The following is a 16,071-nucleotide window of genomic DNA, read 5'->3' on the forward strand; positions in this document are numbered from 1 at the left end:
TTAGGTTATTCAAATCTTATTCCGTTAGACATTTCATCCAAACGCTCCCAGTCGAGTACTACAATTTCTTGCTTAACTTTATATAAGATCTCCATGTCGGTGAGTCGCTGAATGACACGGTTTAAATGGCGGGGAGTAGTCCCAATTAACGATGCTATATCTGGGATATAGGGTGTCTGAATTTCTTTTCCAAACTCCCGTTGGAGCTGTATCGTTAATAGATAACTTGCAAACCTTTCCTCGACAGCGCCTAGTAAGTTCGTTCGTGATGCGGATGTGCAGGTTAGAAGCTTGTAAGAAAGATGTTTCAGCAATAAGTTTTTAAAGCTATGGTTATCCATTAGGTCAGACTCAATCTTTTGTTTCGGGATAAATAAGAGAGAGGTTTGTTGTACCGCTTCCACTTGTGATTGGACCACAACCTCCTGCACGTATTCAATGTCCCCGAATAATGACAAGGGTGAGCAGAACCGTAATAACAAGGATTTTCCCGTTCCCACACTAGAAGAGACCTTAGTACGCCCCTCCACTTGAACATAAATTCCGTCCAGCTCATCCCCCTCATGCAAAATGATTTCATTCTGCTCATAGACACGTAACTGAATTAAAGCATGTTTTGATATCGTGAATACTTGATTTAGATTAAATTGTGTAATGTAATGTGCTATAAGATTTGGATCCTGAATAGTTTTCATTGCGTACTCCTTTTTGGACATCGGTCCTTTCTATTATATACGAACTCGTTATTATAGAGAAAAAGGGGAGGATATAGACGATGAAATTTATTTTTGATTTAGATGGAACCATATGTTTTAGCGGCAAACCTTTGAGTGAACGAATCGTACAAGCCTTGGATACTCTAATTGAAAAAGGTCATGAGGTTATTTTTGCGTCAGCCCGGCCTATTCGTGATTTGTTGCCTGTGTTGCCTGCTCATATGCATCATTTTTCTATGGTTGGCGGGAATGGTGCATTTATTGCAAAAGGTGGAGAGGTTATTTCGACGATACATTTTGACGCGCAAACTTCGGACATCCTCTTGAAATTAATAGAAGAGTTTAATGCAGCTTATTTGATTGACAGTCACTGGGATTATTCATATTCGGGTTCTGATGATCATCCCATTCGAAGAAATGTAGATCCAGAACAACGCGCCAAAAATGTAAGTCCATCTGAGCTGGATGAGCTTGTGAAAATAGTTATTTTGAATAGCCTAAACGGAGAACAGTTATTAGATCAGCTACATAAACTACCTGTTGTGATTTATAGACATGGTCAAGAGGACATTATAGATATTAGCCCTAAAGGCATAAATAAATGGACAGGATTACAACAATTAGGCGTAGAAATGCAGCAATTTATTGCTTTTGGTAACGATGCTAACGACATAGAAATGTTTAGACATTCCGCTCATTCAGTTTGTGTTGGACAACACACAGAGCTTGGTGAATTGGCAACGGAAAAGGTGAGCAACGAAGAGGAACAAATTGTTAGAAAAATACTGGAGCTGATGAGTGGGCTGCAGATCGCTTAGTCCATCAACTGATGATCTTAGCTCGCCGTACGGTTCAGCACATACAGGGAAGCTATAGTTGAAATCCAACAAACCTGCCGATTAAATCGACAGGTTTGTTAAGTAATATAGATGAGGTTAGATAAGTTCTTGGCGGCGATGTAAATAACGATATAGAATACAACCGGATATCGCGCATATCGCTGCACATAATCCGATAAAACCATAACCGGCTTGAAGTCCGCGTAATAAACCTATTTGCGTCTCTGCACCGTAAAGCCGCTTCACGCCTTCGATCACAGCACCTATAGCATAGTTGCCAATTACGCTACCTACTCCCATTAACGTGACTGTAAATGTGATGGCGGTGTCGCTACCATGTGGATATCTTTTGGCGATAAAAGCCATAACCGTAGGATAAATCATCGCAATCCCGATTCCTGCAGCGGCAAATAGAAATGCGAGCTTTTCTCCACCCAAAATTGCGGCAAACGTACACAGGGCAGAGAAGGCTGAAAAGATGATAAGCGATAGGTTAAATCCAATCTTATCAGTAACGGGTCCGAGTAGGAGTCTTGCTAACGAGAAGCAGAGAAAGAAGGTAGACAGCATCCCGGATGCAGTAACCGTATCCCACAGGTATGCTTTTTCAAGGAAATTTACGAGCCATCCGCCTACAGCAAGCTCCGACACTACTCCGAAGGAAAGGATAAGAACCATTAGCCATAAAGCAGGGTCACCGACAAGCGTTTTTAAGGGAATACGGTCCTCATGTGGAAGATCGTCACCTGGAAAAGTACTCCGTAAGGCAAATAGTATAGGCAGTAAAGATAAGCTAAGCATTATTAGATACATTCCGCGCCAATCCAGAGTATGACCGAATATACTTACTGTCATCAGCCCTGTTGCCATTAGTGGAGCTAACGTGGAACTAAACCCGTAAAAGAAATGGGATAAGTTCATCATGGTTCCTGTATTTTTAACGAAAATACGTGCTCCCAAAATGGCAAGCCCAATCTCAAGCATTCCGTTTCCGATATACATCAGGAAGTATGAAGCCGAGAAGAGGGGATAGCTATGGGAGATGTAAATTAGAACCCCAGAGAATATCATAGATGCGAAAGCAATAATACTGACAGCCTTGATCCCCCACTTACGAACCAATACAGCTGTGAAGGAACAGGCGATCAAATAACCTAGTGCGTTTAGGGATAAAAGGGTACCCAGCTGCTTTTCGTCCAGACTGAAGTCAAACTGAATTCTTGGAATGGCTGGCCCTTTAATATTTTCTGATATCCCAAACACAATAAAACCCAAAAAGATCGTTGCCAATTGCATGGCATAAACTTTGTTAAATCCGCCAAAGCGTTTTTTCAACGTGAGAACCTCCAGAATCGGGTATCTTTATTGCTCGATGTCTCTGTAGTACTCTTCTTTAAGCTTCTCCCAGTGTTGTTTATCGTCCTCTGTAATTTCTCTTAGTACTCTGCAAGGATTCCCCACTGCGATTACATTGTCAGGTATATCTTTAGTCACGACGGAGCCTGCGCCGATGATTACATTGTTGCCGATATTTACCCCGGGATTGATAACGGCATTTCCGCCAACCCAGACATTGTTTCCAATGGTAATCGGTGTACCGAATTCGAGCAGACTAATACGAACGTCCGCATCTATGGGGTGGCCAGCGGTATATACACTTACTCTAGGTCCAAAGAGAACATTCTCACCTATCGTTACTTTTGCTACGTCCAGGATAATGCAGTCGAAATTGGCGTAAAAGTTATTTCCGACGGTAATATTGCTGCCATAATCGCAGCGGAAAGGTGGCTCAATATGCAACGATTCACCCGTAGACTCGAATAATTGCTTAAGTAATTCTACTCTATATTCGCCTTGTTCTTCCGTCGTATTGTTAAATAAACGAGTGAGCATTCTGGATTTTTTGCTATCTCTAGCTAATTCTTCTCCACCAGCCATGTAAAGCTTTCCTGCAATCATATTCTCTTTGTTTGTTGCCATTCGTAATTCCTCCTGAAGTTCTTGTTGGTTTTAGATCCAATCCATGATGCAAATGTTAGGGTCATAAAAAATACTTACCGCCGCTTCTCAACCAGCTGCAACGAATAGGTCAAGCTTTCCAGCGTGATCGCAATTAATCCGTTCATGTAATAATCATCAGGGTGATCCAGCACAATTAGATGAGGCATATGCTCTTCTGGAATGAATGCCAGACAACTTTGATAGATATGTGGCACATCCTCTTGTCTAACTTGTTCACCTGTGAGCGCAATCGTCTCAGGGTTAATAACTGCCGTCAATGAAGCGATGGTATGAGCTGCCAATGGGATAAACGTTTCTGTCTGCCCCAAACGAATGAATTGCTCGTCACGAGAGATTCCAAACGGTAAAAATGAGACTTCGCCCGCGAATCTAGTATTGCCTTTGTGGATATGCCCGTCGATCATCATCCCTGCACCTGGAAAGGCACCTTTGATAAAGGTCAACACGACGATGGTCTTATCCTCTTCGTAATCCTGCTGTTTATAGAATCCGTAAACGGTTAGATTCATGTCATTTTCAACTGTGACTTCAACCTCGTATTTCTCTCTGAGGAGTGACTCTAAGGGAGCGTGAATTAAAGTGTTGATATCACAAATATTGATGACGCCTCGGTGAACCAGTCCCGGGATTCCAATGCCAACGGCTTTGATGTTGTTATAGGCTTGAATTAGTGTGCCTACTAAATGATCAATGGTTGTAGCGTCAATACTCTCAGCCTTGATATATCCATCATCTACACGTTCGCCAACGGAATTTGTTACTGCATAGGTTAAGGATTGTTGGCCATCTTCAATTTTGGCATAGATGCATGCGATGTAGGAGAAATCGACATTATAGATGAATCTTCGGGCCGGCCGGCCTCCATTCGAAGCCTCCAGCTCCGTCTCAATGACTTCACCTGTCTCCATAAGCTCATTCAGAATATTTCCGCAAGTGGCAATACTTAACCCGGTGGCGGTTGCAATCGTTGATTTGGTTCCTTCTTTCATCGATTTCAAGGCTTGCTTGATAAGCTCCTGATTTATCTTTTTAACACGAATAGAATTGTTTGCGATTTGGTTTATTTTAATCACCTCTAGACTTTTGAAAATGGTTATTAAAAGTGCTGTTAATACTATAACTTGGTGTTTTATAAATGTCTATATTAGTTGAACTTAAGATTTTTCTATTAAGGTAATTGTGTGACTGCGGTGAATGCTTGGACTTCCGGCCGCTGTTGTCCCCAGATTTCTTGATTATATACCGTGTTTCACGGTTGAAATCCGGAGGCAAAGGCGGGCGCTATCGCTCCTACAGTTTCAAGATTCCCCTTCGCCACTCTTCCTTTTAGAATGTTTTTAAGTTCAAAATGTCTAGCCAATAACCTTATAATAAAAAATCGTCGCATGTAATTCAGCATTTGCTGATATCGCATAGCTCGGAATACGTCCAGCTTGTATGTAGCCCATTGAAGTATAGAGGAGATTGGAGGGGTCGCCTTCTCTTGTATCAAGCACTAATAACGATCGTTCTTCCTGCTTAGCTCTTTCTTCAGCCTTTTCCATAAGAGAACGAGCAATACCATTACGACGATAATTAGGGTGTGTCATTAGCTTTGCGATTTCGGCTCGATGCGTTCCGTTTGCTTTTGTACATAAATGTAGTTGTACACTTCCCACGATAATATCATTCATTGTTGCGACAAAAAGATTCACATCGGGCGCCAAAACATTGTGCCAATATGATGTAGAGTCTGACGGATCTAAGGGTGGTAAAAAACCAATGGAGGCTCCATCCTCCACCACCTGTATTAGAAGCTTTGAAAGCTCATTAATAGATTCCTTAATCGTAAATAATTGTTTGATTCTGACATTGCTAACCATATAAATTCCTCCAGCACTTATAAGTTTAAAAATATAGCGAAATCATAACTGAATACATATAATTTGTATAACGAATTTTATAGATCATAATCATTAATATTTTGAATCGTAGAGGGTGTTATCCATGGACTTATCTCAATTAGAAGCTTTTTTGGCGGTATGCAGAATTCGAAATTTCACCAAAGCCTCAGAGCATCTACATATCTCCCAGTCCGCCGTTACCGCAAGAATAAAAGCTTTAGAAAACTCGGTGGGCAAGGTGCTCTTTACACGTGATAACCGGAATGTTAGCTTAACGCAGGCAGGGATATCTTTTGTTCCATATGCTGAGCGGATGCTTCGTTTGTTTGAAGAGAGTAAGGTGACTCTATCCGAAGAACTGGAGAACTATATCATTTTGAGTGGACCCGGATCCGTATGGCATTATTATTACCTGCAGCATATTCTTTCATTTAGACGTGATCATCCCAAGGTAGCCATCAAATTCCTAAGTTATATTGATTCTAGCTATATGATACGTGATCTTTTACTGGATGGAATAGTCCAGGTTGCTATTAAATATGACCCGCCGGAACATCCTAAGGTGACCAGACATCTCCTGTTTGAAGATGAGATTATTCTGGTCTCCACACAATTAAGAGAAACGCCTGTAAGCAGGGAGGATTTTTTTCAGCGGGAGTATTGTCATTTAGAGTGGGGAGGTCCGTTTCCGGAATGGTTTACTAGTATCGTTGGAGCGGGCTATGTGCCTATACTTCAGACGGATCACTCGATGATTATGTTGGACATGCTGCTACTAGGGGCAGGCTTTGGATTTCTACCACGATCTATAGCACAACCTTATCTCGAGCAACAGAAGCTATTTCAACTTCAATGTGAGTTAGACACGCCGATTATAAAGGCTTACGCCTTATATTTAACAGAGAATGCCGAAGACATTCGGGTACGGCTTGGGCTGGAGATGCTTGGGGTGGATAGGTAAACAGTGTCTGGAAGTAACTTACAGGCGGGACTTTGAGAGATTTTTGTGAGAGCAGCGGGGTAGAATGGTAGAATTACTCGCTGGTGAGAGGAGCCTGAAGGTTGAGGACGATGAAATATCGTGGAATAGTTGGGATGGGGTTGTTTTTTATCCTTGCCTTTTCCCTATTAGTAAGTATTATTTCCCCAACGATTCAGGACCAAGATACCCCGGTGGCCAAGCAGGGCGTACTGGATTTGTCGAGATGGGACTTTGAGAAACAGGGATTAGTTGATCTAGACGGAGAATGGGAGTTTTATGAAAATAAATTACTGAGTCCTTCTGAGATTCAGCAAAGTATAGATAAGAAATCTACATATCTATCTGTCCCAGGCACATGGAAAGGCAAGATCATAGAAGATGGAATGGACCGTAAAGGGGCTGGCACCTATCGACTTAAAGTGTTGGTCAAAGATTCGGATGAGATTCTTGGTTTGAAAATAAGAAGTATCCGTATGTCTCAAAAGTTATTTATCAATGGGAAGCAGGAAGGAGAGGACGGGGTTCCTTCAACAGAAAGTGAGTCATTTAAGCCAGGGAATACTCCGTATACGGTATTTTTTCAGTCTAATACCCAAGAGATAGAAATTGTAATTCAAGTGTCTAACTTCAACTTTATTACTGGGGGGATCGTGAATTCAATCCCACTGGGCGTGCACACGGATATTACAAAACTGAACAGTATTCAGACGGGTACTGACATTGGAATTATATTGATCCTGGGGATGTTTGGAGCATATCATCTCAGCTTCTATTTCGTTGGGCGTAGAGAAAAGGCCTATTTGCTCAGCGGTTTATATTTGCTTATTCTTTCTTTGAACAATTCTCTATATGGAGAGAAGATATTTCAACAGTTATTACCCCATTTCCCTTTTGAATCAACTTACAAGCTATTGGAAATAAGCCAGTTTGTCGGTTCGATTATCATTATTATGTTTTACTGCTCGGTCGAGTCCCGGTTGATGTCAAGTAAGAGGATGAAGATTGTGTTGTCTCCATTTCTCTTATATCTTGTATCGGTTTTGGTGCTCCCGTATGGAGTACACATTCGTATGAAGTATCTATTTGTAACCTATCTTGGAATCGTTATGGTGGTAATCATAGTCAGAATGATCTATTTATATGTTCGCAGCCAGAGCCAGACGACGGATCGAAAAGAACTGTTTTTGTTCATTGGCGGTGCGATTTCGCTCCTGATATTTTTCTTTGATGTAAGTCTTTACTCTGAAAATGTTCTGCAGACCGATTTGGTGGGTAAATGCGGAGTCATTGGTTTTATTGTTTTCTTCAATATTATGTTAGCTGTACGATTCTCAAACACTTATGATAAGACGGAAATGCTGTCCCGTCAGTTGCTAATCTCGAACCAGCTTAAAGATGAATTTCTGATGAACACTTCTCATGAGATCAAAACTCCGCTGCATGGCATTATGAATATGACATCCTTTTTATTAGAAGATGGCGAAGATAATCTGTATCCATTACAGAAACAGAATCTTTGGTTAATTAAGGACACTTCTACAAAGCTGTCTATGCTCATTCAGGATTTGATTGATGTTAGTCTTTTGAAGCATGGAGAATTACGACTACAGCAGACAGTGGTTGATCTAAGGGTGGCTTCACAAATTGTATTTGATGTGTTGCAGTTTGAGCTCGCGGGGAAATCTGTGCGATTAGATAATCAGGTGGAACCCGATGTTTGGGTGCTTGCGGATGATAGTCGATTAAGACAAGTCATGTACAATTTAGTTCACAATGCGATCAAGCATACGGATAAAGGATTTATTACCATAAAAGCTTATGTAGAGGGAAATACAGTATCTGTTACGGTGGAAGATTCAGGAACTGGGATATCCCCTGATATGCATACCGCCATATTTGAATATTTTGAACAAGTCGATAAACCACTTCCGCAAGATGGTTACACAGGAATGGGTGTGGGTCTGTATATTAGCAGAAAGCTAATTGAGCGGATGGGCGGTGAGATTCGGGTGGATTGGTCTGAGGTTGGTCAAGGCACTCGAATGATTTTCACCTTGCCCAAAATCGAGCGGATCCCAGGCTACCGCGAAGTAGCAGCTACAGGGGTGGGGCAGCACGCGCATTTTGAGCAAACCTCGCTTGATATAGTGGATCAGAGTGGATATACGATCTTAATTGTGGATGATGAGGCCTCTAACATTCATATTCTGCTGAATATTTTAAGACGGCATCATTACAATGTAATTACGGCGTTTTCAGCGAATGAAGCAATGGACAAAATGGAGCAGTACCCTAATATGGACCTAGTTATATTAGATGTCATGATGCCGGGGATTTCAGGAATTGAGTTGTGCCGAACGTTGCGGGTGCGTTACTCCATTCTGGATTTACCTATTTTGTTTGCTACAGTAAAAGACGCGCCAACAGATATTGCGCTTGGCTTCAGGGCTGGGGCGAATGATTATATAACTAAACCATTTGATGGAGAAACGCTGATTGCGAGAATTCAAACGCTGATTGCAATGAAGACATCGATACAAGAAGCGATACGAAATGAGTATGCTTTTCATCAAGCGCAAATCAAACCGCATTTTCTGTATAATGCACTGAGCAGTGTGATCTCTTTCTGTTATACAGATGGAGAGAAAGCCGCCTATTTGTTATCCATGTTAAGTCAATACATCCGTTATATTCTCGATATGGACCGTTCCACTTTAGTTGTTCCTTTGCACCGGGAGTTAGAGCTGATTCAAGCCTACGTGGAGATCGAAAAAGCGCGTTTTGGAGAACGGTTTGATTTTATTTTTTATATGGATGAGGGTCTGCGTTCTGTAGAAATCCCTTCCTTATGTATTCAGCCATTTGTTGAAAATGCGATCAGACATGGATTGTTTGAAAAAGAGGGTCAGGGCAGAGTTTCGCTCACGGTTCAAGCAGGTAGTAACTATATGAAAGTTATCATCGAAGATGATGGTGTGGGTATGCCAGATGACTTGCTATATCAATTAACTGGAGACGAGCAGCTGGATGGCAGTATTGGAATCCATAACATTCGAAAGCGTCTAGGCGCTATACCCGGAGCTACCCTAACCATTCATTCCGACCTTGGGTTTGGGACCAAAGTAACAATGTATTTACCAGCAAGCCTTGGGGGCATGGAGGGAGAAACACGATGATTCGTGTAGTGATTGTTGAAGATGAGAAGCCAATTTTGAATTTGATGAAGGTACTGATCGGTCGTAATCCAGATTATACTATTAGCGGGGCCTTCTCAAATCCATTAGAGGCACTGGAGTGTATACCTGATTTACAACCGGATGTCGTGTTTATAGATGTTGAAATGCCAAAGATGAATGGTATTGAGCTGGCAAGCAGAATTCAGAAGCTGATGCATCAGCCGGAGATTGTATTTACAACGGCCTACAAGAATTATGCACTGGAAGCGTTCGAGGTTAGTGCACTAGATTATATACTTAAGCCAATAACACCCGAAGCGATCAACAGGGTTACTGAACGACTTGTTAAACGAATGAGACCTGCGGTGATCCTAGAGCCAAAGAAAACGGGGCCTATGATCCGCTGTTTTGGTGGATTTGAGGTTTGCGATTCAGAAGGTAAGCCCATTCATTTTCGAACACGTAGAGCAGAAGAATTATTCGCTTATTTCCTATGTAATGCAGGTCGTTATATCAGCAAATGGAAAATAATGGACTTGTTATGGCCGGATATGCAGGATGAGAGAGGGGCATCCAATTTGTATAATACGATATACCTCTTGAAAAAAATGCTAAAAGAAAAGGGCTTCGGCATGGAAATCCGTAAAATGAATGATGGTTATATGTTGGAGACCGGAAATGAAAGTTATGATGCTCTTGATTATCAAAGGTTTCATTTAGAAATGGCTGAAGGGAAACAAAACACTACTCAAATGGAGCGGCTTTGTTTCTTATATCAGGGGCCCCTGCTGGATGGGAAGCCTTATCTATGGAAGATTTCGCTGGAGGAAGCTTACTGCAAGTATTTCACAACCTGGACTCGATTGCTAGTGGACAGTGATTGTGCTACTCAGGACTGGCATAAAGCGGAGCAACGATTAGAAAAGTTCATAAGCTTATATCCGCTGCATGAAGAAATGAACCAGCAAATGATTGATATTTATGCCAAACTTGGAAATAAAGAAAAAATCGCACGGCTCTATGAGAAATTCGAGATTGCTTATCGTACGGAGCTGGGAATGGTTCCTTCAACAGAGTTTAAAGATTATGTAGCTGCATATCTGGCCTAAAATTTGATGCGGACTTGGTATTTCAAAAGGCGTATGTTACTAGTATCAATGAATCTTCTATAAGTGAATAAATAATATTTTTTAAAAAGCACCCCTTTACGCTATACGGTATCTATATACTGTTAGCGGTAAGGGGATTTTTTTGCGAAACTTTTCTTTTATAAGTTTTTTCTACTATCAGCTAACATTTCGAGAACTTAACCGTTATACATACGAAGGGAGGTGCAGGATGAAGCCCGGGCAGCTACATCAGATACTTCAACCGAAAATGTTAGAAATCCAAAAATACTTGATTCGTCTCGGGGCACCTGCAGCCGACGCGGAGGATATCGTACAAGATACGGTATATAAGGCACTTTTGTATATCGATTCTATTGATGAGAACAAATTCAGTGCATGGCTATATAAAGTAGCGATTAATCGTTATTATGATCTGTGCCGCCGCAGCAAACGGATAGTCATTCCTATTGATTATGTGGATATTCCAGACATGGAACTGCCAGAGGATCATGTGCTGTTAAAAGAGAAACGAGAGGACATCGAACGTGTACTAGATGAGCTTCTTCCTCTCCACAAACAGCTCATTATTATGAAGTACGAGCTGGAGCTGTCCTATCAGGAGATAGCTGAGCTCCTTGGGATCACAACGGATACGGTCAAATCGGCATTGTTTCGTGCCCGCAAGCAATTTCAAAAAAAATACAGAGGTGAAGCGGAATGACGGCTCCATGGGAACAAAAGGATGATCAAAACCTTTCGAAAATAATTAAGAAAGCAAAACGAAAAACAATGATCCGTAATACGGTCATTTCTCTGATCGTGACCATTATAGTATTGTTCGGTGGCATGCTGGGTATCTCTCAACTGACCAGCTGGTTAGCGATGCGTGGGCTGGATGAGGAGAGGATTATGATGGAAATTAGCAGTCCTAATCTTCATGAGCTGAGAACTGAGCTGGATTTAGGATTTTTATCGGGCAAAGTTGAACTGAGTACGTACAAGGTTGTTGAGGGTGTACCTGTCGTGTGGGATACTAAAAAGCTGGAATTCAGTATGAGCAGCCGTTTTTCTCTACTTTACAGGGGATACTCTAGTATTAATGTTCCTGATCCAATAATGACAAGCCAAAATTATGAATATTACCGAGGATATAACAGTCAAAATGGACAGCGGGAAATGATGTTCTATGTACCTGGGGTGAATTATAACGGTAAGGTGTTGAATGACCTACCTGCACTTGAACAAATGGAACCTGGTAAGCTGGTAGAAATGGCAGTTTCGTTTGATAAAAGCTATACACAAGCAGAAGTAGAGAAGATGCTGCCAACAGAGCTGACACAGAAGTGGTATTGGGTAGATACGTATGACAATAAAAAGAAGCTTGAGTTTATTACGAATGATAGCAGCCCGAATAAATATGCATTACCGGAATCAGCGAGACAAGTATACGGTTACGGTGTCAATTGGGAAGGGTTATTTAAACCGAAACCAGAGGATTTTTTACAATCACTAGCATATGGGCTTCAGAAAGAGGGCAAGTATTACGGAGAATTTGAGCGAATCTCGAACTATTTGAAAAAGGATAAAGCGGCACCGGATGCCAGTGACGTACAGCTATTGGGAGTTGTTGTTACAGGAACTGCTAAGGAGCTGCAAAGCCTTAGAGGAAAACCGTATGTAAATACGGCAGTATTCGGCGCGGTTGTGGATAAATATTAAGCTTATAGTAAAAATACTGAAGAGGTTGTCCCATAAGTGTTCAACAGAGCAGCGATTCTCCTGTTATTGGAGGATCGCTGCTCTGCGTTGCCCAAGCATTCTGAGTCCATCATAACTAATTACTCTCTAGCGTACAACGCATATAAGTTCGCAACCTACCCTACCAAACCTACGTCCATTTGGCCGACCACAGCTTCATTTCCTTCAAAATTTGATGCAAATCCTCACCTTTTGGAGTTAAAGAATATTCCACTGTTACCGGGACGGTAGGAAACACATGGCGTTCTAGTACACCGTGTTCCTCTAAATGGCGTAGAGTACTAGTCAAAGCACGAGGGCTGACATTAGTGATTTTTCGCTGAAGCGCTCCAAAGCGTTGGGTACCGTCGAATAACTCCCTTAGGACGAGAAAAGCCCATTTTCCGCCCAATACCTCAAGTGTTTTTTCTACATTACATTCAATAGTAAGTGGGGTTTTAGGGATATAATTATTGCTAGATTTAGCTGTTGTCAAGGAATCTCCTCCTGTTTTGGTGCCACTATACTCTTGTATAGTAACTACTCTAGAGATCATATAGTAAACTAAATTTCACTTCTTCCTATTATATACAAACTATTCTAGAATGAATATGTGCGTTAGGCAACCTGCCGAAATCATAACACGGAACTATGGAAAGGAGCAGTTATTATGAAATATCGTAGATTAGGTGGAACAGGCCTAAAAGTTAGCGAGATTAGTCTGGGAAGCTGGCTGACATACGGAGGATATGTAGAAAGAGATAATGCTGTTAAAGCCATTGAAACCGCTTACGACCTAGGCGTGAATTTTTTTGATACGGCAAATGTTTACGAAAAGGGTGCTGCTGAGAAAGTGCTAGGCGAGACCTTGCGGAACTATCCGAGAGAATCCTATGTGCTGGCCACTAAAGTATTTGGCGAAATGGGGACGGGGCCTAACGATCGTGGTCTATCCCGCAAGCATATTACGGAACAATGTCACGCAAGCTTGCAGCGTCTCGGCGTAGAATACGTGGATATTATGTATTGCCATCGTTTCGATACGGAAACTCCAATTGAAGAGACCTTACGTGCGTTGGATGATCTGGTTCGTCAAGGCAAGGTATATTATGTCGGTGTAAGTGAGTGGACTGCGGCGCAAATGACAGATGCGCTAGCTGTAGCAGACCGCTATTTACTGGATCATATCGTGGTTAACCAACCGATTTATAATATGTTCGAACGTTATATTGAGAAAGAAATTATTCCGCTCGGCGAGCGACGTGGCATTGGACAGGTTGTTTTTTCTCCACTGGCTCAAGGGCTGTTAACAGGAAAGTATAACGCGGACATCCCTGAAGATAGCCGTGCGGCTAAGCTGGATCGATTGAAAAAGGCGATTACAGAAGAGAAGATTGAAAAGGTTCGCCAACTAAGCGGGGTAGCTGCGGAGTTGAATATTTCTGTGGGAAATCTGGCTTTGGCTTGGATTCTGCGTCAGCCTAATGTAGCAAGTGCACTAGTGGGTGCCAGTCGTCCGCAGCAGGTCGAAGAGAATGTTAAGGCTTCGGGAATAGAACTTTCCGAGGATATGCTTAAGAAAATTGAAGAGATTCTTAACTAGAGATAGATTCATAAAAAAGGAGATATGATCATGGCGAAAGTAGTTGTTACTGGCGGAAGCGGGATGCTCGGCAGATGGGTGGTCCGGCATTTTGTTGAGCAAGGGTATGAGGTTGTGAATGTGGATACGCAAAAATCTCCAGATTCCTTGTGCCAAACGATCATTGCTGATTTGAATAATTTAGGTGAAGTGTACGGCGTACTTGCAGGCGCTGATGCAGTTGTGCATCTAGCTGCGATCCCGGCCGCAAATATAAAGACGAGTGAAGTCACCTTTCAAAATAATGTAGTATCCACCTATAACATTCTGGAGGCTGCTGCTGGACTAGGCATTCGCAAAGCAGTTATTGCTTCCAGTGAATCCTCTTATGGCATCTGTTTTGCGGTTAACCCGTTGGGACCCCAGTATGTACCGATGGATGAAGATCATCCACAACTTCCTGAAGACAGCTACGGTCTATCTAAAGTTGTGAATGAAAAGACAGCAGAGATGTTCCAGCGCAGAACGGGTATACAAGTCGTTTCCCTAAGAATCGGAAATGTCATTGACCCATCGACGTATGAACGTTTTCCTTCCTTCATTCATGATCCCGCGCAGCGTGATCGGATTCTGTGGAGTTATATTGATACACGGGATGTAGCGACAGCTTGCCAATTGGCGATTGAAACGGACGGATTGGGCGCAGTTGCTCTTAATATATGCGCAGATGAGACCAGTATGGCTGTTCCTAGCAGAGAGTTAATGGCCGCACGTTATCCAGAGGTGACGGATTTCCGCCAGCCGCTGGAAGGCCATGAGTCGTTACTCAGCAATGCGAAGGCGAAGAAGCTGCTGAATTGGCAGCCCAAGCACTTATGGCGAGATTACGTTAATGAATAAATGACGAGCCAGGTTTACTTTTACTATAAAGGAGAGTTCAAAAAGTACGGTTTTTGAACATCCTCTATAAGGAGCGTGTGAAATGAAGGTATTATTTATCGGAGGTACAGGACTGATTAGCCAGGCTGTATCCCCGCACGCGGTAGAACAAGGAATAGAGCTGTATTTGTTTAACAGAGGACAAAGAGGCGAATTCGTTCCGGATGGGGCGAAGGTGATTCAAGGTGACATTCGTAATCCGGCGGAGGCTGCCGAAGTATTGCGAGATTATGAATTTGACGTAGTGGTAGACTGGATTGCTTTTACACCGGAACATGTGCAGGCAGATATTGATCTGTTTACAGGTAAAACGAAGCAGTACATTTTTATCAGCTCGGCCTCGGCTTATCAGAAGCCACAGCGTAATTATATAATCACAGAAGAGACACCCCTGGAGAATCCTTATTGGGAATACTCGAGAAATAAAATTGCTTGTGAGCAGCTATTGATGGAAGCACACAAGAGCAGCGGATTCCCGGTTACGATTGTTCGTCCTTCCCATACTTACGGAAATACAGCCATCCCTGCGGCACTCACGAGCGGACAGCATCCTTGGTCCTTGATTGATCGTATCCGTCGTGGCTTGCCTTTAGTCATCCATGGAGATGGAACATCTTTGTGGACACTGACGCATAACTCAGATTTTGCCAAAGGGTTCGTCGGATTGCTTGGGCATCCGGAAGCGATTGGGGAGGCCATTCATATTACTTCTGATGAGGTGTTGAACTGGAATCAGATCTATGCGGCCATTGGGCAAGCGGCAGGTGTGGAGCCGAAAGTGGTTCATATCTCTACAGACTTTATCACAGCCTTCTCCCCTCCAGGGACGGCGGATGGCTTGATCGGCGATCAAGCGGTCAGCAGTGTTTTTGACAATCGTAAAATCAAACGTCTCGTGCCTGACTTCCAGGCTGCCGTTCCTTTCTCTGAAGGGATAAAGCAGTCAATTGCTTGGTTCGAGGCTCATCCAGATCAATGCACGGTTGATGCGGAATGGTCTGCTTTACTAGATCATTTGATCGAGAAACATGGAGTTGAGGCCAAGCCTCTATCCTTTTACTCATAAGATTTGTACGGTTAATATTT

The 16,071-nt window shown here is 42.4% G+C and carries 15 protein-coding genes; 9 read left to right on the forward strand and 6 right to left on the reverse strand.

Annotated elements, in window-relative coordinates; all coding sequences use genetic code 11:
- Positions 1-5: 5 nt before the first annotated feature.
- Positions 6-695, reverse strand: coding sequence for a Crp/Fnr family transcriptional regulator (locus MHI27_RS08735; protein ID WP_405176047.1), 690 nt, complete (start codon positions 693-695; stop codon positions 6-8).
- A gap of 80 nt (positions 696-775) precedes the next feature.
- Here MHI27_RS08735 and MHI27_RS08740 point away from each other — a divergent pair, with 80 nt between their 5' ends.
- A complete protein-coding gene (locus tag MHI27_RS08740; protein ID WP_405176048.1) occupies positions 776-1,534 on the forward strand; it encodes an HAD-IIB family hydrolase in 759 nt (252 codons plus the stop codon).
- A 117-nt stretch (positions 1,535-1,651) separates the two neighbouring features.
- Here the strand turns inward: MHI27_RS08740 and MHI27_RS08745 are convergent, their stop codons facing one another.
- From MHI27_RS08745 to MHI27_RS08760, 4 genes are all read right to left on the reverse strand, one after another.
- Positions 1,652-2,851: an MFS transporter gene (locus MHI27_RS08745; protein ID WP_405176707.1), complete on the reverse strand. Its 1,200-nt coding sequence runs from the start codon at positions 2,849-2,851 to the stop codon at positions 1,652-1,654.
- Positions 2,852-2,917: 66 nt separating this feature from the next.
- The gene (locus MHI27_RS08750) at positions 2,918-3,535 is read right to left on the reverse strand and encodes a sugar O-acetyltransferase (RefSeq protein WP_076283349.1); all 618 of its coding nucleotides are present in this window, start codon (positions 3,533-3,535) and stop codon (positions 2,918-2,920) included.
- A 74-nt stretch (positions 3,536-3,609) separates the two neighbouring features.
- Positions 3,610-4,566 carry an ROK family protein gene (locus tag MHI27_RS08755; protein ID WP_081951268.1) on the reverse strand — a complete coding sequence of 319 codons (957 nt, stop codon included), beginning with the start codon at positions 4,564-4,566 and terminating at the stop codon, positions 3,610-3,612.
- A gap of 363 nt (positions 4,567-4,929) precedes the next feature.
- Positions 4,930-5,439 (reverse strand): GNAT family N-acetyltransferase, encoded by a 510-nt coding sequence (locus MHI27_RS08760; protein ID WP_405176049.1) that lies wholly within the window; start codon positions 5,437-5,439, stop codon positions 4,930-4,932.
- Positions 5,440-5,563: 124 nt separating this feature from the next.
- Here MHI27_RS08760 and MHI27_RS08765 point away from each other — a divergent pair, with 124 nt between their 5' ends.
- The 5 genes from MHI27_RS08765 to MHI27_RS08785 all read left to right on the forward strand — a co-directional run bounded on the left by MHI27_RS08765 (position 5,564) and on the right by MHI27_RS08785 (position 12,446).
- Entirely contained in the window at positions 5,564-6,421 is an 858-nt protein-coding gene (locus MHI27_RS08765) for a LysR family transcriptional regulator (protein WP_405176050.1), read from the forward strand.
- A 110-nt stretch (positions 6,422-6,531) separates the two neighbouring features.
- Positions 6,532-9,618 (forward strand): ATP-binding protein, encoded by a 3,087-nt coding sequence (locus tag MHI27_RS08770; RefSeq protein WP_405176708.1) that lies wholly within the window; start codon positions 6,532-6,534, stop codon positions 9,616-9,618.
- On the forward strand, positions 9,615-10,727 hold the full coding sequence (locus MHI27_RS08775) for a response regulator (protein WP_405176051.1): 1,113 nt from the start codon (positions 9,615-9,617) through the stop codon (positions 10,725-10,727). The genes MHI27_RS08770 and MHI27_RS08775 overlap by 4 nt, the downstream gene beginning before the upstream one ends.
- Before the next feature lie 229 nt (positions 10,728-10,956).
- Positions 10,957-11,448 carry an RNA polymerase sigma factor gene (locus MHI27_RS08780; RefSeq protein ID WP_076283341.1) on the forward strand — a complete coding sequence of 164 codons (492 nt, stop codon included), beginning with the start codon at positions 10,957-10,959 and terminating at the stop codon, positions 11,446-11,448.
- Entirely contained in the window at positions 11,445-12,446 is a 1,002-nt protein-coding gene (locus MHI27_RS08785; RefSeq protein WP_405176052.1) for an anti-sigma factor, read from the forward strand. The genes MHI27_RS08780 and MHI27_RS08785 overlap by 4 nt, the downstream gene beginning before the upstream one ends.
- Before the next feature lie 169 nt (positions 12,447-12,615).
- Here MHI27_RS08785 and MHI27_RS08790 read toward each other — a convergent pair whose 3' ends face one another.
- Positions 12,616-12,960: a helix-turn-helix domain-containing protein gene (locus MHI27_RS08790; protein ID WP_042186450.1), complete on the reverse strand. Its 345-nt coding sequence runs from the start codon at positions 12,958-12,960 to the stop codon at positions 12,616-12,618.
- A 174-nt stretch (positions 12,961-13,134) separates the two neighbouring features.
- Between MHI27_RS08790 and MHI27_RS08795 the strand changes: the two genes are divergently transcribed.
- From MHI27_RS08795 to MHI27_RS08805, 3 genes are all read left to right on the forward strand, one after another.
- On the forward strand, positions 13,135-14,067 hold the full coding sequence (locus MHI27_RS08795) for an aldo/keto reductase family protein (RefSeq protein WP_042186453.1): 933 nt from the start codon (positions 13,135-13,137) through the stop codon (positions 14,065-14,067).
- A 30-nt stretch (positions 14,068-14,097) separates the two neighbouring features.
- On the forward strand, positions 14,098-14,946 hold the full coding sequence (locus tag MHI27_RS08800; RefSeq protein ID WP_076283337.1) for an NAD(P)-dependent oxidoreductase: 849 nt from the start codon (positions 14,098-14,100) through the stop codon (positions 14,944-14,946).
- A gap of 82 nt (positions 14,947-15,028) precedes the next feature.
- A complete protein-coding gene (locus MHI27_RS08805) occupies positions 15,029-16,051 on the forward strand; it encodes an SDR family oxidoreductase (RefSeq protein WP_405176053.1) in 1,023 nt (340 codons plus the stop codon).
- The last annotated feature ends 20 nt before the right edge of the window (positions 16,052-16,071 follow it).

It is taken from the genome of Paenibacillus sp. FSL H8-0261 (genome assembly GCF_045040645.1).
Lineage (GTDB): Bacteria > Bacillota > Bacilli > Paenibacillales > Paenibacillaceae > Paenibacillus_AQ.